The following is a 15,813-nucleotide window of genomic DNA, read 5'->3' on the forward strand; positions in this document are numbered from 1 at the left end:
GGCGAGTGCGGCGTGGTGGCCGGCGCCGCGCGCGTCGGTGGCGAGCCAGTCCTCCGGGCCGGCGATCATGCCGATGTCGCGGTGGCCGAGCTCGACGAGGTGGGTGGTGACCGCGCGGGCTCCGGCGAAGTGGGCGGCGGACACGGCCGCGATGTCCGGCGGCGGGGGAGTGCGCGGGTCGACCACGACGAATGGCGGTCCGCCCCGGGCCAGTGCCACGAGCCGGTCGCCGTGCTCGGGCGGCAGGATCAGGATGGCGCCGTCGATATCGGGCTGCTCGGGCAGCTCCGACAGCGCGTCGGCGTGCTGGGACGCCTCGCCGGCGTCGAGGATCATGCGCAGACCGTGCAGCCGCAACGTCTCGGCGATGGCGGAGACGATCACGCCGAAGTAGTCGGTGAGCACGTACGGGCAGCGCACGTAGACCGCGCCCGGGCCGGTCCTGGTGGTGGCGCGCTGCTTGCGGCGCTCGACCGCGCGCAGGACCAGCTCGCGCGTCCGCGGCGCCACGTTGACGTGGTCGTTGAGAACGCGCGACACGGTGGCGATCGAGACGCCGGTCTCCGCCGCGAGGTCCCGGACCGTGGTCCGTGGGCTGTCTGGCACGACGCTCAGTGAAACACACCTTGACGAGCAACAGGCCGGAACGCTTTCATGGTGAAACGCTCCGCTTCCACCTTGTAACAAGATGTTACAAGGCTCCCTGACTGAGCGAGGGGCAAATGGTCAGCTCTCAGCGACGACAGAACAGACGGAACCTCCGAACGGGCGCCGGCATCGCCGTGGCCGCCCTGACCCTCGCCGGAGTCGGGGTGGTGGCCGCGCCGGGCAGCGCGCAGGCCGCGGCCGGCCCGACGGTGTCGTCCTGGATCACCACTCCAGACCGGTCCCAGCTGCTCGATCCGGGACCCAGCCCCACCTTCACCTCGGACGGCGCGCCGCCGGGGCAGCTGATCACCGTCGACCCGGCCCAGACGTTCCAGACGATGGACGGGTTCGGCGCGTCGGTCACCGACTCGTCCGCCGCCCTGCTCGACCGGTTGCCCGCGGACCAGCGCGACGAGGTCATGCGGTCGCTGTTCCACCCGACCGACGGCGTCGGCCTGAGCATGCTGCGCCAGCCGATCGGCGGCTCGGACTTCATCGACGAGCCGCACCACACCTACAACGACCTGCCCGCGGGGGAGACCGACCTCGAGCAGACCCGGTTCAGCATCGCCCACGACGAGGCGCAGATCCTGCCGCTGCTGCGCCAGGCACGCGACCTCAACCCGGACCTGAAGGTGATCGCCTCGCCGTGGGGTCAGCCCGCCTGGATGAAGGCGAACGACTCGATCGTCAACGGCCGGCTGCGCGACGATCCGGCGATCTTCCGGTCCTACGCGCTCTACCTGCTCAAGTTCGTGCAGGCCTACGAGGCCGCCGGCGTGCCGGTCTACGCGCTGGCCGTGCAGAACGAGCCGCAGAACCGCACGCCCGACAACTACGCGGGCACCGACATGCCGGTCGCGCACCAGGCCGCGGTCATCAACGAGCTGGGCCCGATGCTGCGCGACGCGGGGCTCGCCACGAAGATCATCTCGTTCGACCACAACTGGGCCGAGCACCCGGACGACATCGCCGACGCCCACGAGCTGGGCGTCGACCCGGAGGTGAACTACCCGTACGACGTGCTGCGCACCTCGGCGGCGCGGTGGATCTCCGGCACCGCGTACCACTGCTACTACGGCGACGCCGCCGCGATGACCGCCCTGCACGAAGCCTTCCCCGACAAGGACATCTGGTTCACCGAGTGCTCCGGCTGGCACGGCGCGGCCGACCCGTTCGACAAGTACTTCTCCGACACGCTGCAGTGGCACGCCAGCAACCTCGGCATCGGCGTTCCGCGCAACTGGGCCAAGAGCGTGGTCAACTGGAACCTCGCGCTGGACTCGCAGGGCAACCCGCACAACGGCGGCTGCGGCGACTCGTCCGGCTGGTGCACGGGCGTGGTGTCGGTCGACGGGACGACCGTGACGCGTAACGCCGAGTTCTACACCCTCGGCCACCTGAGCCGGCACGTCCGTCCGGGCGCCACGCGCATCGGCTCGAACGTCCCCGGCGGCCTGAACAACGTGGCGTTCCGCAACCCGGACGGTTCGGTCGCGCTGTTCGTGGCCAACGCCTCCGGCGCCGCGCAGACGTTCGGCGTGTCGTGGCAAGGGATGCATGTCGAGTACAGCCTGCCGGCCGGCGCGATCGCGACCCTGACTTGGCCGGGCAACGCCGGCAGCCCGGACTGAGCGCGCGGGGGACTTGACGACCCGTCGGTTCGGTGGTTCATTAGTGGAGTAATGAACCACCGAACCGATGGGTGAACGCCGTGTTCGACGACCGCAGCCCGATCTACCGGCAGATCGCCGAGCGGGTCGAGGCCGACGTGTTGAGCGGGGCGCTGCGCGGCGACGAGCAGGTCATGTCGACCAACAAGTACGCCGCCTTCCATCGGATCAACCCGGCGACCGTGGCCAAGGCGTTCGGCCAGCTCGTCGACGACGGCGTGCTGTACAAGCGGCGCGGCATCGGCATGTTCGTCAGCCCGGGCGCGGCCGACGCGCTCCGCGAGCGGCGCCGGAAGAGCTTCTTCACCGATGTGGTCGACCCGATGGTCGCGCAGGCCAAGACGATCGGCATCCCGATGTCGGACCTCATCGAACGAATCGGCCAACTGTCCAATGGGGAGGGTCCATGAGCGAGGGACTGTCGTGACCAGCATCATCGAGGCCGCCGGGTTGTCCCTGCGGTACCAGGACGTCACCGCGCTCGACCGGGTGAGCTTCACGCTGACCGGGGGCCGGATCTACGGGCTGTTGGGCCGCAACGGCTCCGGCAAGACCAGCCTGATGTCGCTGCTCGCCGGCTACCGCCGACCCTCGGCCGGCACCGTCACCGTCGGCGGCCGGCCGGTGTTCGAGAACGCGGCGGTGACCCGGCAGGTCTGCCTGGTGCGCGGCACCGGTGACGCGGTGGCCTCCGGGATCAAGGTCAGTGACGTCCTGGCCTTCGCCGGCCACCTGCGGGAGACCTGGGACGCCGGCTACGCCGCCGAGCTGGCCGAGCTGTTCTCGTTGCCGCTGAACAAGAACGCCGGCGCGCTGTCGCACGGGCTGCGGTCCGCGCTGGGCATCGTGATCGGTCTCGCCTCGCGCGCGCCGGTGACGATGTTCGACGAGACCTACCTCGGACTGGACGCGCCGTCGCGCTACAAGTTCTACGACGCGCTGCTCGCCGAGGCGATGGCCCACCCGCGGACGATGATCGTCTCCACGCACCTGATCGAGGAGGTGAGCTCGCTGTTCGAGGAGGTGCTGATCCTCGACGAGGGTCGGCTCATGCTGCACGAGGACGCGGAGTCGTTGCGCGGCGCGGGATCCGCGGTAACCGGGGACGCCGAGGTCGTCGACCGGTTCGTGGCCGGGATGCGGTTGCTCGGCGAGAAGTCGTTGGGGCGCACCAAGTCCGCGATGGTCTACGGCGAGCTCGACGACGAGCGGCGCGCGCAGGCGCGGGCCACCGGGCTCGACCTCGGCCCGCTCGCGCTGCAAGACCTGTTCATCCACCTGACCGAGCCGACGGGAGACCGCCGATGACCGCCGCCGTCGAGACGAGGAGGCGCTGGCCGCTGCTGCGCGTGCTGCTGACCGCGCACGTGCCGTTCGTGGTGTTGCTGTGGCTGCTGTTCACGGTCGTGGCCATGGTGATCACCGGGATCGTGGCGGCCGCGGCCGGGATCTCCGACAGCATCCTGCACCAGCTGGCGACGCAGCTCCCGCGCTGGCTGCTGTTCGGTCTCGGCATCGACGTGGTCTCCACGTACCTGCGGATCCAGCTCGCGCACGGGCGCACCCGGCGCGAGTTCCTCGGCCAGGCGGTCCTGTACTCGGTCGTCGTGTCGGGTGTCGCGGCCGTACTGATCACACTCGGGTACCTGCTCGAACGCGGGTACTACGCCGTTTTCGGGTGGTCGCAGGACCTGTCCAGCGAGGCCGTGTTCACCGCCGCGAACCAGTATCCGGCGATCCTCGGCACGTACTGGCTGAGTCTTCTCTTGTGGACGGTCGCCGGCCTTGTGATCGGGCTCGGGTTCTTCCGGGACAACGGCCTCGGCATCCTGACCATCCCGATTGGACTGGTCGTCGTGCTGCCGGCCCTGGCGTTGTTCCGCAACGACGGCCTTCCGGTCCTCGGCGAGGTCATCGCCGACTACCCGGTCACGGTCGGCACGCTGCTGGCCGCGAGCGCGGTCGTGCTCGCCGTGGCGGTCGCCGCCGCCTGGGCCATCGTCCGCGACGCGCCGATGAAGACCAAGGCACCGTAGGCGACCTCAGAGCACGCGGCCGACCCCGCCGTAGCCCAGCAGCCGCGCGGGAGTGGTGACCTCCGGCAGGTCGGGCTCGGGTCGCCATTCGTGCAGTAACACCAGCCCGGGGCTGACGAGCTCGGTGCCGGCGAACCAGCTCTCTACCGTCGCGTGGTCCCTCGGGTACATCTGCTCGTCGGCCGCCTCGTACAGCCGCAGCACCGCGGCCAGGTCCGCGGCGGTCTCCTCGTCGGCCCGTTCGTTGGTCTGGGTCGACAGGCCGAGGTAGCTGCCGGGCGCGCACTTCTCCCGGTACGCCGCCACCAGACCGGCCGGGTCGTAGTCGTCGGCGATGAACAGCATCAGGCCCGCGATCAGCAGCCCCACCGGCTGGTCGAAGTCGATCAGCCGGGCCACCTCGTCGTGGTCCAGCACCGAGCGCGGTTCGCGGATGTCGGCCCACACCACACCGACGCCGGGCACGTTCTGCTCGCCCAGCAGCGTGTGGGCGTGGTGCACGGCGACCGACTCGTAGTCGACGTAGACCACCCGCGCCTCGGGGTCGACCTGGTGGGCGGTCTCGTGGACGTTGCCGGCGGTGGGGATGCCGGAGCCGAGGTCGAGGAACTGGCGGATGCCCTGGTCCATCATGAACAACACGGCCCGCCGCAGCCAGGCTCGGTTGAGCCGGGCGAGGTCCTTGAGCCAGGGCGCCACCTGCAGCGCCTTGTCGGCCAGCAGGCGGTCGGGCTCGAAGTTGTGCACGCCGCCCAGATAGTAGTCGTACATCCGGGCCGCGTTGGGCTTGTCGAGGTCGAGCTCGCGGACGCGGGTGGGCGGCACCGGGCTGGGCGGGCGGTCTAAGTCGGACAACGCGGCTCCGTTTCGTGGCGCGAGATGCGGTTCCACCGAGTCTAGGAGAGCGGCCCGGCTCGCGGGGTGGTTCGGCCGGATTCGTTCTCCGCGGCCGCCCGAGGAAATGTCCAGTATTTGTCCGGTGGCAAGGAATTCCGCGCTGTCGGGTCATCCGGAGTTCGCCTATCATCTTGGCGCGTGTCCGGCTACCAGTTCGATGTCTTCATCAGCTATATCCGCAGCGGGAATCCACACGCCTGGATGCGCAACCATTTCCTGTCGCGGCTGCGAAACTGCCTCGCCGACCATCTCGCCGACGAGCCGGCCGTGTTCATCGACGAGGAGATGGACCGGGGCACCAGTTGGCCCCACCAACTCGAGCAAGCGCTTAACCGGACCAAGGTCATGCTGGCGGTGTTCTCGCCGCAGTACTTCCGGTCGCCCTGGTGCCTCGCGGAGTGGAAGACCATGGTCGAGCGGGAGCGGCTCCTCGGCCTGTACTCCGCCGAGCAGCCGCAGGGCCTGATCTACCCCGTGCTGTACTCCGACTCCGAGAACTTCCCCGACTACGTGCGGGACAGGGCCTGGCGAGACCTCAAGAGGTGGAACAACCCCGACCCGGCGTTCCAGCTGACCCCGAGATTCGTGGGCTTCCACGAGCAGGTCGAGGACATCGCCATCGACCTCGCCAAGCTGCTGCCGCGGGTGCCCGACTGGCGACCGGGCTGGCCCGCCTTCCGTCCCGACCCGCCATTCCGCCGCCCGCCACCGCTACCGGGCTTCTGACATGGCCGGCACGGTGGTGACGTTCTACTCGTTCAAGGGTGGCGTCGGCCGCAGCTTCGCCCTCGCCAACACGGCGGTTCTGTTGGCCCGCTGGGGATATCGCGTCCTCACGATCGACTGGGACCTCGAGGCGCCCGGGCTGCACCAGTACTTCGGCCCGCTGTTGGCCGACCCACCGGAAAGCGGGATCGTCGAGTTGGTCGACGACTTCGCCGCCGGCGTCGAGAAGCCGGCCGCCGACTACGTCACCGTTCTCGAGACGAACGAGCCCGGGGCCGTCCACCTGCTGGCGGCCGGCCGGCAGGTACCGAGCTACGGCGGCCGGGTGCAGTCCATCGACTGGGCCGCGTTGTACGACAACGGGTTCGCCGACCTGCTCGAGCGGCACCGGGCGGAATGGGTCGACGCCTACGACTTCGTCCTCATCGACAGCCGCACGGGGTTCGCGGACATCGCCAGCATGTGCACCGCCCACCTGCCGGACCGGTTGGTCGTCGTGTTCACCGCGAACGAGCAGAGCGTGCGCGGCGCGGTCGACGTCGCCGGGCGGGCCGACGCGGCGCGCGACCGCATGCCCTACGACCGGCCGCAGCTGACGGTGCTGCCGATACTGTCCCGTTTCGACAGTCGGGTCGAGTACGAGCGTGCGGAGACGTGGTACCGGATCTGCACGGACCTGACCGCGCCGCTGTTCCACAACTGGCTCGTCAAGCACGTGTCCGAGGCGCAGCTGCTCCGCCACCTCACGCTGCCGTACGTGTCCTACTGGAGCTTCGGCGAACAGCTGCCGGTGTTGGCCGAGCGCGAACCGTCGGCCAACCAGATCGGCTTCGCGCTGGAGACGGTCGCCGCCGTCGTCGCGCACGGGTTCGACCGGACCGACCTGCTCGCGGACAACCGGGATGCCTACGTCGCCGCAGCGCAGGCCCCGGAGCGCGGGTTCGACCTCGACATCCTGGTGAGCAGCCCGCGGTCGGCCCTGGAGGTGGCGACCGCACTCGTCGACGAGCTGCGCTCGCTCGGCGTCCGGGCCGAGCGGTCGCTGTCCGGGGACCTCGACTTCCTCGGCAAGTCCCTGGACGCGGCGAGACACCTGTGCCTGATGGTCGAGGACCACGTCAGCCGCTGGCAGGAGGCCGAGGCGGAACGGTTCCTGCGACACGCCTTGACGGCCGGCGACCGGCGGCTGTTCCCGGTACTGACCCGCACCGCGGATCCCGCACTGCTGCCCGGGTTCCTGCGCAACCTGCAGCTGATCAGGCTCGACGCGGGCGTGCGGCCCCGCGACGTGGCCAGGAGGCTGCACGCTCAGCTGTCGGGCAACGGACACCCGCCGCGCGCCGACGTCGCGCTGTTCCGGGACGCCGAGGCCGCCCTCCGGCAGGTCCAGGACAGCCGACTGCACTACTCGCTGTGGTACTTCGTCGAGCAGACCGCCAAGTCGATGGCCACGGCGCTGCGCGAGGGCGATACGGACTCGCTGCGCGAGATCACCCTCGACCTCGAGCTCGCGAGCCGGGTCCGCGAGGCCGGCACGACGTACGAGAAAGTGGCGATGCCCGACCGCGTCGCACCGTTGATCTCCGAGATGATCGGCAAGTTCGGCCGGCGGATCAAGTTCTGACCGGCGACCTTCGCGATGTCCTGGAACTGTCCAGTTTTTGGTGTTCCTGGCCGGCGGCACGCGTGCTTACATGGTGCGGCACATTCGGGTGACGGAATGCCGTGGGGAGAATTCAGCGATGACTGACCGGCTGGGAAATCAGCATGTCTCGGCATTGTTCGTCCTCATGGGACTGGCGCGGTCGGTGTCCAACACCGAGCTGCACGAGGTTTCCGGAATAAAGATCGACGGTGCGGTGCGCAGAGAGCTCAATGACCAGAAGCTGGTGGAGAGCAGCCGGGCCAAGGGAAACGCGCCATTCGTGCACGTGCTCACCGACAAGGGCTGGAGCCGGTGCGAGGAGCTGCTCACCGCCGACCGGCCGGAGCGGGCGGGTCAGCTCGGCCACGCATTGCACGTCGTCCTCGGCGGCCTCGACCGGTACCTGCGCCGGGAGAACCTTGACCTGAAAGCAGTGTTCCGGCCGACGGTGGAGATCTCCCGGGACGAGGTCGAGCGCCACATTCGCGAGGCCTACGCAAGACTCGCCCGCCAGCCCAAGGACTGGGTCCGCCTCGCGGACCTGCGCCCGCTGCTCAACGGCGCCGCCCGGGAGGACGTCGACGGCGTGCTCAAGGACATGAGCCGGGCCCGGCGGGCACACCTGGTTCCCGACTCGAACCGCAAGACGCTGACCGATGCCGACCACGCGGCGGCCGTCAGGATCGGCGGTGAGGACAACCATCTGATCGTGATCGAGTCATGAGCGAGCTCGCGGGCGACTCGGTCGCCGGTCTGCGCCGGGAGGCCCTCGCCGCGCTCCGGTTCAACTCGGCGGAGACGCCGGACCACGTTTGGCACACCTCTCCGTACCATGTGGACGGTCTGCACGAGGAGGTCGAACGGGTCGTCCGGTCGGGCGTTCGCGACGCCGCGAGCAGCGACGGCCCCAGCCCGATCGGTCTCGTCCTCCAAGGGCAGAAGGGCGTCGGCAAGACCCACCTGCTGGGCTGGGTCCGGCGCGAGGTGCAGCGCGCGGGCGGCTACTTCTTCCTGATCGAGCTCAACTCCGGGGAGTCGTTCTGGGCGGACACCGCCGAGGCCATCCGGCACGGGTTCCTGCGGCGCGCCGAGGACGGCGGCAACCAGCTGGTCCGGTTCCTCGAGCAGCTGTGTGCGGTCGCCGAGGTGCCCGACATCGTGCCGGCCGTCTCCGGGACCGCGCCGGTGACGGTCGAGGACCTGGACGCGCTCGTCGGCGGGCTTCGCCGGCTCGATCCCCAAGTCGCACAGGAGTGCGGCGACACGGCGCGTGCGCTGGTGCTCTACGCGGCCACCGACTCGCGGAAGACAAACGTCGGTCAGGACTACCTCGGCGGGTTCGACGAGACCGATCAGGGCGAGCGGCGCACGTGGGGCATCCATCCGCGGACCAAGCCGGCCAAGTCGGTGGTCCGCGACATCTCCCGGCTGCTCGCGCTGACCGGCCCGACGGTGATCGCCGTCGACCAGCTCGACACGCTGGTGGCCAAGTCCACGACCCGGTTCGGCGAGGCCGCACAGGATCAGCCGCTGGCGCGGGAGCTGTCCCTGCTCGCCGACGGCCTGATGCTGCTGCGTGAGACGACCAGGCGGACGCTGTCGGTGGTGGCCTGCCTGCCCAACTCGTGGCGGCAGCTGAAGGACGCGGCCGTCGACACGGTCGCGGACCGGTTCCGCGAGGCGGGCATCCTCGGCCGGCTGACCAGCCCCGAACTCGGTCGCGCGCTGGTGGCGAAGTGGCTCGCCATTCCCTTCGAGCGAGTGGGTTTCACCCCGCCGCACCCGACCTGGCCGGTCGCGCCGGCGGCGTTCGAGGCGGCGTGGGACGAGTACACGCCGCGGCAGCTGCTCAAGCGCATCGACGCGCACGTCGAGTCGTGTCTGCAAGGCGAGATCTCCGAGCTCGCCACGTTCGACGCCGACGCGTTGCCACGGATCCGGCTCGTGCCCGCCGCCGGCCCCGAGCCCGACTACTTCGCCGAGCTCGACACGCGCTTCGCCGAGCTGAAGGAGGCGGCGCGGATCGAGGCCGCGACGGCCCAGAAGACCGAGGACCGGGTGATGCCCGCGTATCTGTCCGCGGCGCTGCGTGCCTGGATCACCGAGACGGGCAACGACGAGATGGTGTGGTCGACCGACCCGATGCCGGAGGGCAAGTCGGCGGTGCACGCCGGGCTGCACCGGACGGTCGACGAGGAGCTGGACATCGAGGAGCACTGGGCGTTCCGCGCGATCGCCAGCGTGCACCACGTGGCGGCCCTGCACCGGCTGCGCAACGCCCGGTCCGCCGCCGGGATCCGGTCCGGCTCGGGCAACCGGCACCTCGTCCTCATCCGCAACCTCCGGTGGTCGCCGGGCCGCAAGACCCAGACGGAGCTGCGGGAGTTCGAAGCCGCGGGCGGCCGGCACGTCGGGATCTCCGACGACGACCTGCGCACGTACGGCGCGCTGCACGCGATGCTCGGCAAGCAGAGCTTCGGCCTGCGGGAGTGGCTGGTCGCCAGGAAGCCGGCGAGCCGGTCCCGGCTACTCGGCGAGATCCTGGGGGAGGCCGACACCGACGACTCCAGCGACATCGCGGAGCCCGAGCCGGAGCCCGAGCCCGAGGCGGCGATCGAGCCGGCGATCACGCTCGGGGTGGCGAACGGAGTCGCCTCGCCGGTGCGCATCGACCTCGAGTCGCTGCGCAAGCACGTGGTGATCTTCGCGGGCAGCGGGTCCGGCAAGACCGTGCTCATGCGACGGATCGTCGAGGAGTGCGCGCTGCGCGGCGTCTCGGCGATCGTGCTCGACCCGAACAACGACCTGGCCCGGCTCGGCGAGGGCTGGCCGAGCCCGCCCGAGCAGTGGGCCGACGAGGACGAGCGGGTCGCCCGCGAGTACCTGGCGAACACCGACGTCGTGGTCTGGACGCCCGGCAGGACCGCGGGCCGGCCGCTTAGCTTCCACCCGCTGCCGGACTTCGCCGGCGTCCTCGACGACGAGGACGAGTTCGCCGCCGCGGTCGAGGCGTCGGTCGCCACGCTCGCCCCGCACGCGCGGATCGCCGGCACCACCAAGGCGGCGAGCCGGAGCAAGGCGGTCCTGCGGGAGGCGCTCACGTACTACGCGCGGACCGGTTCGCGCAGCCTGACCGGGTTCATCGACGTCCTGGCCGAGCTGCCGGACGGCGTCAGCCAACTGGGCAGCGGCGTGGCGATCGCCGCCGACCTGGCGGAGACGCTGCGGGCCGCGATGGTCAACGACCCGCTCTTCGGCGGCACCGGCGAGCCGGCCGATCCAGCGGTGCTGTTCACCCCGGCCGCCGGTAAGCGGGCGCGGATCTCGGTGATCAGCTTCGTCGGGCTGCCCTCGGAGGAGCAGCGGCAGGGCTTCGTCAACCAGCTGCAGATGGAGGTGTTCGCCTGGATCAAGCGCAACCCGGCGGGGGAGCGCCCGTTGGGCGGGCTGCTCGTCATGGACGAGGCGCAGACACTCGCGCCGTCGGGTGCGTCGACCGCCAGCACACACAGCACGATCATGCTGGCCTCGCAGGCGCGCAAGTACGGCCTTGGCCTGCTGTTCGCCACCCAGGCGCCGAAGGGACTGCACAACCAGATCGCCGGGAACGCCACCACCCAGTTCTACGGACGGCTCAACAGCCCGGCGCAGATCGACGCCGCGAACGACATGGCCCGGGCGAAGGGCAGCTCGGTGGGGGACATCTCGCAGCTCGAGCGAGGGCAGTTCTACGTCACCGGCGAGACGTTCGGGTTCCGACGCCTGCAGGCACCGCTGTGCCTGAGCCATCACCCGGCCAGCCCGCTGCGGCTGGAGGAGGTCATCGAGCGTGCCCGAGACGGTTCCGCCTGACGGAGTCCAGTTTCGGTCCAGGCCTGGTCCAGCACCGAACGCCACCCTGTGCGGCAGGTTGGGGTCTCGTGGCGATGGTGGAGGACCCGGATGGTTGCGCTGGTGGACCTGGTCGGCGAGTTGAAGGCGTTGCGCAAGGGGCGTGGCCTGCTCGCGAGCCACATCGGTGAGCGGATCGGGACCGGGCTGCGGGCCGTCTGCGGCGTGCGGGACGAGGACGGGCCGGCGGTGATCCGGCAGAAGGTGGCGCGGCGGCTGGAGAACCTCGCCGGGGACCTGCCCGCCGACCTGCGGATGGCGGTGCTCGCCGCGTTCGCGATCGCGCCCGACGCGCGCCAGCCGTTCTACCAGGACCGGGTCAGCTGGACGGCCGACCGGCTCAACCGGGACCCGCGGACCGCGCGCCGGCGGATCGACGCGGGCATCGACCACCTCGCCCAGCTCGCCACCGACCGGGCGGTCGTGCCGGCCCGGCCCGCGGCGGAGTCGTCGTCGGTGAACGGGTGGCGGACCGCCGAGCTGCGGGTCGTCGTCGCGCTCGACCGGGACCGGCCCGAGGTCGTCGAGGTGCACCGGATCGTCGCCGAGCGGGACGGGCTCGCGACCGTCGAGGTGACCGCCGCGTTCGGGGTCACCGTGCTCTACGGCGCCAAGCGGGTGCGCCGCGGTACCGCTGACCTGCCCACGACCCTGCGCAGCGGTGCGGAACACGAGCTCGCCATCCAGTACCGGCTCGCCGACGCCGCCGCGGCGCACGTCGTGCGTACGCCGGACCGCCCGTGCGACCTGTTCGACCTGCGGCTGCGCTTCGACCGCGCGCGGCCGCCCTGGCGAATCTGGCAGCTGTGCGGTGCGCTCGACCGCGACATCGTGGACTCGGAGCCCGCCGGAGAGCCCCGCTCCACCGACGAGGCCGGCGAGGTTCACCTGGTGTTCCGCGACCTCGTCCCGGGCCTGGCCTACGGCGCCCGCTGGGAGCCGCACTAGCGTCGTTTCCCCAGGCAGTCGTCCTGAACGCAGACCTCGCCATCCTTGCTACGGATGCAGAGGATGAACGGTTCACCTCAGTTATGTGACCCTTGTCACGTGAACCCGAGAAGGATCACCTGAACGTTCGAACCGTTACCTCCCGTATATAAGGGCGTTGGCGATGGGCGAGCCGTAGTCCAACAACGTCGTTGACGCTCTGGTCGTCCTGGTACTGGTCGTAGAAGGAGACGTGTCTAGATGCGGATTCGGAACTCTGGGGTGATCGGAGTCGCGGCGCTGGCGCTGTTGGCGTCGGTCCTGCTCAGCGGTTGTGAGCTGCGTGAAGGCGTCAACACCGAGTACGGCAAGTACAGCCTGAAGTCCAAAGAAAAGATCACGGAATTGTCCGATGAATTAGCCGGACAGGGCGTGAAAACATTCTGACGGGTTTTTGGGGCACAAGAATGCGACGCGGAATAATTCGATGGGTCATAGCGGGCCTGCTGGTGATCTTGGGTGCGGCGTTCCCGGCAGCGGGGATCGCGTTTGCCAGCCAGAACACCCCGGCCGTGCAGGCTCAGCCAAAGGACGACAAGGCATCTTTCGGCCCTCAGGACGCGGAGTTCCTCACGATCATTCGCTACGCGAATGAGTGGGAAATCCCGATGGGGAAGATGGCTACAGAGCGCGGTACGACCAAGGAGGTCAAGACCGCCGGCGCGACGATGCTCTCCGACCACACCAAGCTGCAGACGGTCGTCGAGAAGCTCGCCGCCAAGTACGGAGTCACGCTGCCGGACAAGCCGACCTCGTCGCAGCAGACGTGGATCGACGAGATCGCGGGCAAGCAGGGTGAGGACTTCGACCGCACCTTCGCCGACCGGCTGCGCGCCGCCCACGGCTCCGTGTTCAACATCGTCGCCGAGGAGCGGGCGGGCACCCGCAACCCCACGATGCGCGACTTCGCCCAGCAGGCGAACGACATCGTCATGAAGCACATGACCCTGCTCGAGGCGACCGGCTACGTCTCCGCCGACGCGGGCATGTACTCCGAGGCGTCCGCGCGGACCACGGCCTACCCGGAGAACCAGCTGGGCAGCAGTGATCTCCTCGTCGGCGGTGTGATCTTCCTCGTGGTCGCCGCCGGAACCGTCCTCGGAGTTCGGACGCTGAGCGGTCGCGGAGCCGCCAAGTGACCGCAACCGCCGTCATCGACATCGCGCTGCCGCAGCACGACATCGGCGTGCGTGAGGTGGCGGCGCTCTCGGCCCGCATCGCCTACGTGCTGATGTGCCTCACGCTGTGCTGGGGGATCTTCACCGCCACCGGGTGGATCCGCCGGCTGACCGGGCTCCAGGCCATTCGCTCGAGCCACATCTTCCTGGCGACGTTCACCATCGCGGCCGGTATCACCCACGCGCTGGTGTTCATCCTGCTGCGCGAGCAGGGCCTGTCGTTCACCGGCATCGTCGTGCCGTTCAGCGGCGAGTTCCGGCACGCGCTGGGCATCCTCGGGCTCGAGACCATGATCGCGATCATCTTCGCGACCGGGCTCAAGAACGTCATCAACTACCGGCGCTGGCTGCGGTTCCACCAGCTGGCATACCCGGCCGTCGCGATGACCGTCGTCCACTCGTGGTTCGGCGCGGTCGCCAACGGCCACCTCGGGGTCACCTGGCTCGCCGGCCTGACGGTGCTCACCCCGGCGATCACCCTCACCGCACTTCGGCTCACCCCGCCGGACCTGCTGATCAAGGCCGGCCTGCTCTCCCCGGCGCCGAAGGCGGCGCCCCCCTCGGTGGCAGAGGCACGCCCGGTCGGCGGGCCGAACGGCTACCGCAACGCCAAGAAGATCACTGTGAGCGTGGACAACCAGCGGTGCCGGCGGTACGGCATCTGCCAGGCGGAGTCGCCTGACTTGTTCCAGCTCCTCGCGGACGGGCGACTGCGCTACGTCCGGGATCCGGAAAACGGGAAGCGCGCAGGTGCGCAGGCCGCGGCTCGGTCCTGCCCCATGCAAGCGATCCAGCTGCAGGAGGTACGCAACCGATGAACCGTCGGGAACGGATCGTCGTGGTGGGCGCCGGTTTATGCGGCCTGCGGGCCGCGGAGCGGCTCCGCGAGTTGGGCTTCGAGGGTGACGTGATCATCCTCGGCGACGAGGCTTCGCCGCCCTACCACCGCCCGGCGCTGTCCAAGCAGCTGCTGCAGGGCAGCATGCGCCCGGACGACCTGTTGCTGCCCGCGTACCAGAACGTCAACGCGAAGTGGCGCCTGAGCACTCCGGTGCAGTACCTGCTGCCGCGCAGCCGCACGCTGCGCCTGCCGGGTGACGAGGAGCTCAAGTACGACGGCCTGATCATCGCCACCGGTGTCGAGGCGCGCCGGCAGAACGAGGTGCCCTACGAGGACCCGCGGGTGCTCGTGCTGCGCACGATGACCGACGCGTTGGACATGGAGCGGGTGCTGAGCGAGAACCGCGGCGGGCCGGTCGCGGTGATCGGTGGCGGGTTCACCGGCTGCGAGCTCGCGTCGAGCCTGCGCCACATGGGCCGCGAGGTCACGCTCATCGGCCGCGGCAAGAACCTGCTCGGCAACGTGCTCGGCCAGGACCTGGGCGAGTGGCTGACCAAGATGCACACCGACCACGGCGTCGACCTGGCGCTGGGGAACTCGGTCAAGCGCTGGGCGCCGCGCGAGGACGGCGTGGCCCTGCAGCTCTCCGACGGCTCGACGATGCTCGCCGCCTGCGTGCTGGTCGCGACCGGCACCGTGCCCTCCACCGCGTGGCTGCGCGGGTCCGGCCTGCCGCTGGACAACGGCGTGGTGTGTGAGGCGACCACCCACGTGGTCGGTGCCGAGGACGTGGTCGCCGCCGGCGACGTCGCGCAGTGGCCCAACATCCGCTTCGACAACGTGCCGCGGCGCATCGAGCACTGGCTCAACGCGATCGAGATGGGCCGGGCCGCGGCGGAGAACCTGCTGGCCGGGCGCGCGGCGGCCAAGCCGTTCACCCCGATGCCGCGGTTCTGGACCGAGCAGTACGGCGTGCGCATCCAGGCGGCCGGCGTGCCCAAGCTGGGCCCGGAGATCGTCGCGCTGGGCAGCCCGACCGACGGCACCGGCACGGTCGTGGGCTACGCCAAGGAAGGCCGGCTGATGGGCGTCGTCGGCGTCGACTGCCCGGCGTCCGTCATCTCGTGGACCGACAGCGTGGCCAAGCAGAACCCGGTTCCCGGCGAGGACGAGCCGGCCGCCGAGCGGCAGCCCGCCGCGGCCCGCGAGTCCGCGGCCCGTGAACCCCGTGAGCCGGCCGCCGCCCGTGAGCCCGCTGCCCGGCCCGCCGCTCGCGAGTCCGCCCCCGCCG

Annotated in this window: 15 protein-coding genes; 13 read left to right on the forward strand and 2 right to left on the reverse strand. The window is 70.2% G+C overall.

Annotation, left to right across the window (positions count from 1 at the left end; translation table 11 throughout):
• Positions 1–606: LacI family DNA-binding transcriptional regulator (locus ACRDSK_RS23180; RefSeq protein ID WP_431443342.1), on the reverse strand; the 606-nt coding region annotated here is incomplete at its 3' end.
• 176 nt (positions 607–782) lie between these two features.
• Between ACRDSK_RS23180 and ACRDSK_RS23185 the strand changes: the two genes are divergently transcribed.
• From ACRDSK_RS23185 to ACRDSK_RS23200, 4 genes are all read left to right on the forward strand, one after another.
• Positions 783–2,282: a glycoside hydrolase family 30 protein gene (locus ACRDSK_RS23185; RefSeq protein WP_431443343.1), complete on the forward strand. Its 1,500-nt coding sequence runs from the start codon at positions 783–785 to the stop codon at positions 2,280–2,282.
• A gap of 80 nt (positions 2,283–2,362) precedes the next feature.
• Positions 2,363–2,731 (forward strand): GntR family transcriptional regulator, encoded by a 369-nt coding sequence (locus tag ACRDSK_RS23190; RefSeq protein ID WP_431443344.1) that lies wholly within the window; start codon positions 2,363–2,365, stop codon positions 2,729–2,731.
• Positions 2,732–2,744: 13 nt separating this feature from the next.
• Complete coding sequence (locus tag ACRDSK_RS23195; protein WP_431443345.1) at positions 2,745–3,629, forward strand: ATP-binding cassette domain-containing protein; 885 nt, start codon at positions 2,745–2,747, stop codon at positions 3,627–3,629.
• A complete protein-coding gene (locus ACRDSK_RS23200) occupies positions 3,626–4,357 on the forward strand; it encodes a hypothetical protein (RefSeq protein WP_431443346.1) in 732 nt (243 codons plus the stop codon). The genes ACRDSK_RS23195 and ACRDSK_RS23200 overlap by 4 nt, the downstream gene beginning before the upstream one ends.
• A gap of 6 nt (positions 4,358–4,363) precedes the next feature.
• Here the strand turns inward: ACRDSK_RS23200 and ACRDSK_RS23205 are convergent, their stop codons facing one another.
• Positions 4,364–5,212: an SAM-dependent methyltransferase gene (locus ACRDSK_RS23205; protein ID WP_431443347.1), complete on the reverse strand. Its 849-nt coding sequence runs from the start codon at positions 5,210–5,212 to the stop codon at positions 4,364–4,366.
• Between the two features lie 180 nt (positions 5,213–5,392).
• On the opposite strand from ACRDSK_RS23205, the gene ACRDSK_RS23210 reads away from it, so the two are divergent.
• The 9 genes from ACRDSK_RS23210 to ACRDSK_RS23250 form a co-directional block, all read left to right on the forward strand.
• Positions 5,393–5,980, forward strand: a complete 588-nt coding sequence (locus ACRDSK_RS23210; protein WP_431443348.1) for a TIR domain-containing protein — start codon at positions 5,393–5,395, stop codon at positions 5,978–5,980.
• 1 nt (position 5,981) lies between these two features.
• Complete coding sequence (locus ACRDSK_RS23215) at positions 5,982–7,604, forward strand: CATRA system-associated protein (RefSeq protein WP_431443349.1); 1,623 nt, start codon at positions 5,982–5,984, stop codon at positions 7,602–7,604.
• A 37-nt stretch (positions 7,605–7,641) separates the two neighbouring features.
• On the forward strand, positions 7,642–8,349 hold the full coding sequence (locus ACRDSK_RS23220) for a hypothetical protein (RefSeq protein ID WP_431443350.1): 708 nt from the start codon (positions 7,642–7,644) through the stop codon (positions 8,347–8,349).
• Positions 8,346–11,477, forward strand: coding sequence for an ATP-binding protein (locus ACRDSK_RS23225; RefSeq protein ID WP_431443351.1), 3,132 nt, complete (start codon positions 8,346–8,348; stop codon positions 11,475–11,477). Before ACRDSK_RS23220 ends, ACRDSK_RS23225 begins: the two co-directional genes overlap by 4 nt.
• A 90-nt stretch (positions 11,478–11,567) precedes the next feature.
• Positions 11,568–12,464 (forward strand): hypothetical protein, encoded by an 897-nt coding sequence (locus ACRDSK_RS23230; protein WP_431443352.1) that lies wholly within the window; start codon positions 11,568–11,570, stop codon positions 12,462–12,464.
• A 240-nt stretch (positions 12,465–12,704) separates the two neighbouring features.
• Positions 12,705–12,890: a hypothetical protein gene (locus tag ACRDSK_RS23235; RefSeq protein WP_431443353.1), complete on the forward strand. Its 186-nt coding sequence runs from the start codon at positions 12,705–12,707 to the stop codon at positions 12,888–12,890.
• Positions 12,891–12,910: 20 nt separating this feature from the next.
• Complete coding sequence (locus ACRDSK_RS23240) at positions 12,911–13,642, forward strand: DUF4142 domain-containing protein (RefSeq protein ID WP_431443354.1); 732 nt, start codon at positions 12,911–12,913, stop codon at positions 13,640–13,642.
• Positions 13,639–14,499 carry a ferredoxin gene (locus ACRDSK_RS23245; RefSeq protein WP_431443355.1) on the forward strand — a complete coding sequence of 287 codons (861 nt, stop codon included), beginning with the start codon at positions 13,639–13,641 and terminating at the stop codon, positions 14,497–14,499. The genes ACRDSK_RS23240 and ACRDSK_RS23245 overlap by 4 nt, the downstream gene beginning before the upstream one ends.
• Positions 14,496–15,813 (forward strand): NAD(P)/FAD-dependent oxidoreductase (locus ACRDSK_RS23250; RefSeq protein ID WP_431443356.1); only part of this gene is annotated, 1,318 nt, incomplete at its 3' end. The genes ACRDSK_RS23245 and ACRDSK_RS23250, both read left to right, overlap by 4 nt.

The organism is Actinophytocola sp. (assembly GCF_050699915.1).
Classification (GTDB): Bacteria; Actinomycetota; Actinomycetes; order Mycobacteriales; family Pseudonocardiaceae; genus Actinophytocola.

Coding starts and splice junctions, on each gene's coding strand:
- ACRDSK_RS23215 (WP_431443349.1), top strand. CDS start 5,982: ATGGCCGGCACGGTGGTGACGTTCTACTCGTTCAAGGGTGGCGTCGGC.
- ACRDSK_RS23225 (WP_431443351.1), top strand. CDS start 8,346: ATGAGCGAGCTCGCGGGCGACTCGGTCGCCGGTCTGCGCCGGGAGGCC.
- ACRDSK_RS23230 (WP_431443352.1), top strand. CDS start 11,568: ATGGTTGCGCTGGTGGACCTGGTCGGCGAGTTGAAGGCGTTGCGCAAG.
- ACRDSK_RS23235 (WP_431443353.1), top strand. CDS start 12,705: ATGCGGATTCGGAACTCTGGGGTGATCGGAGTCGCGGCGCTGGCGCTG.
- ACRDSK_RS23240 (WP_431443354.1), top strand. CDS start 12,911: ATGCGACGCGGAATAATTCGATGGGTCATAGCGGGCCTGCTGGTGATC.
- ACRDSK_RS23200 (WP_431443346.1), top strand. CDS start 3,626: ATGACCGCCGCCGTCGAGACGAGGAGGCGCTGGCCGCTGCTGCGCGTG.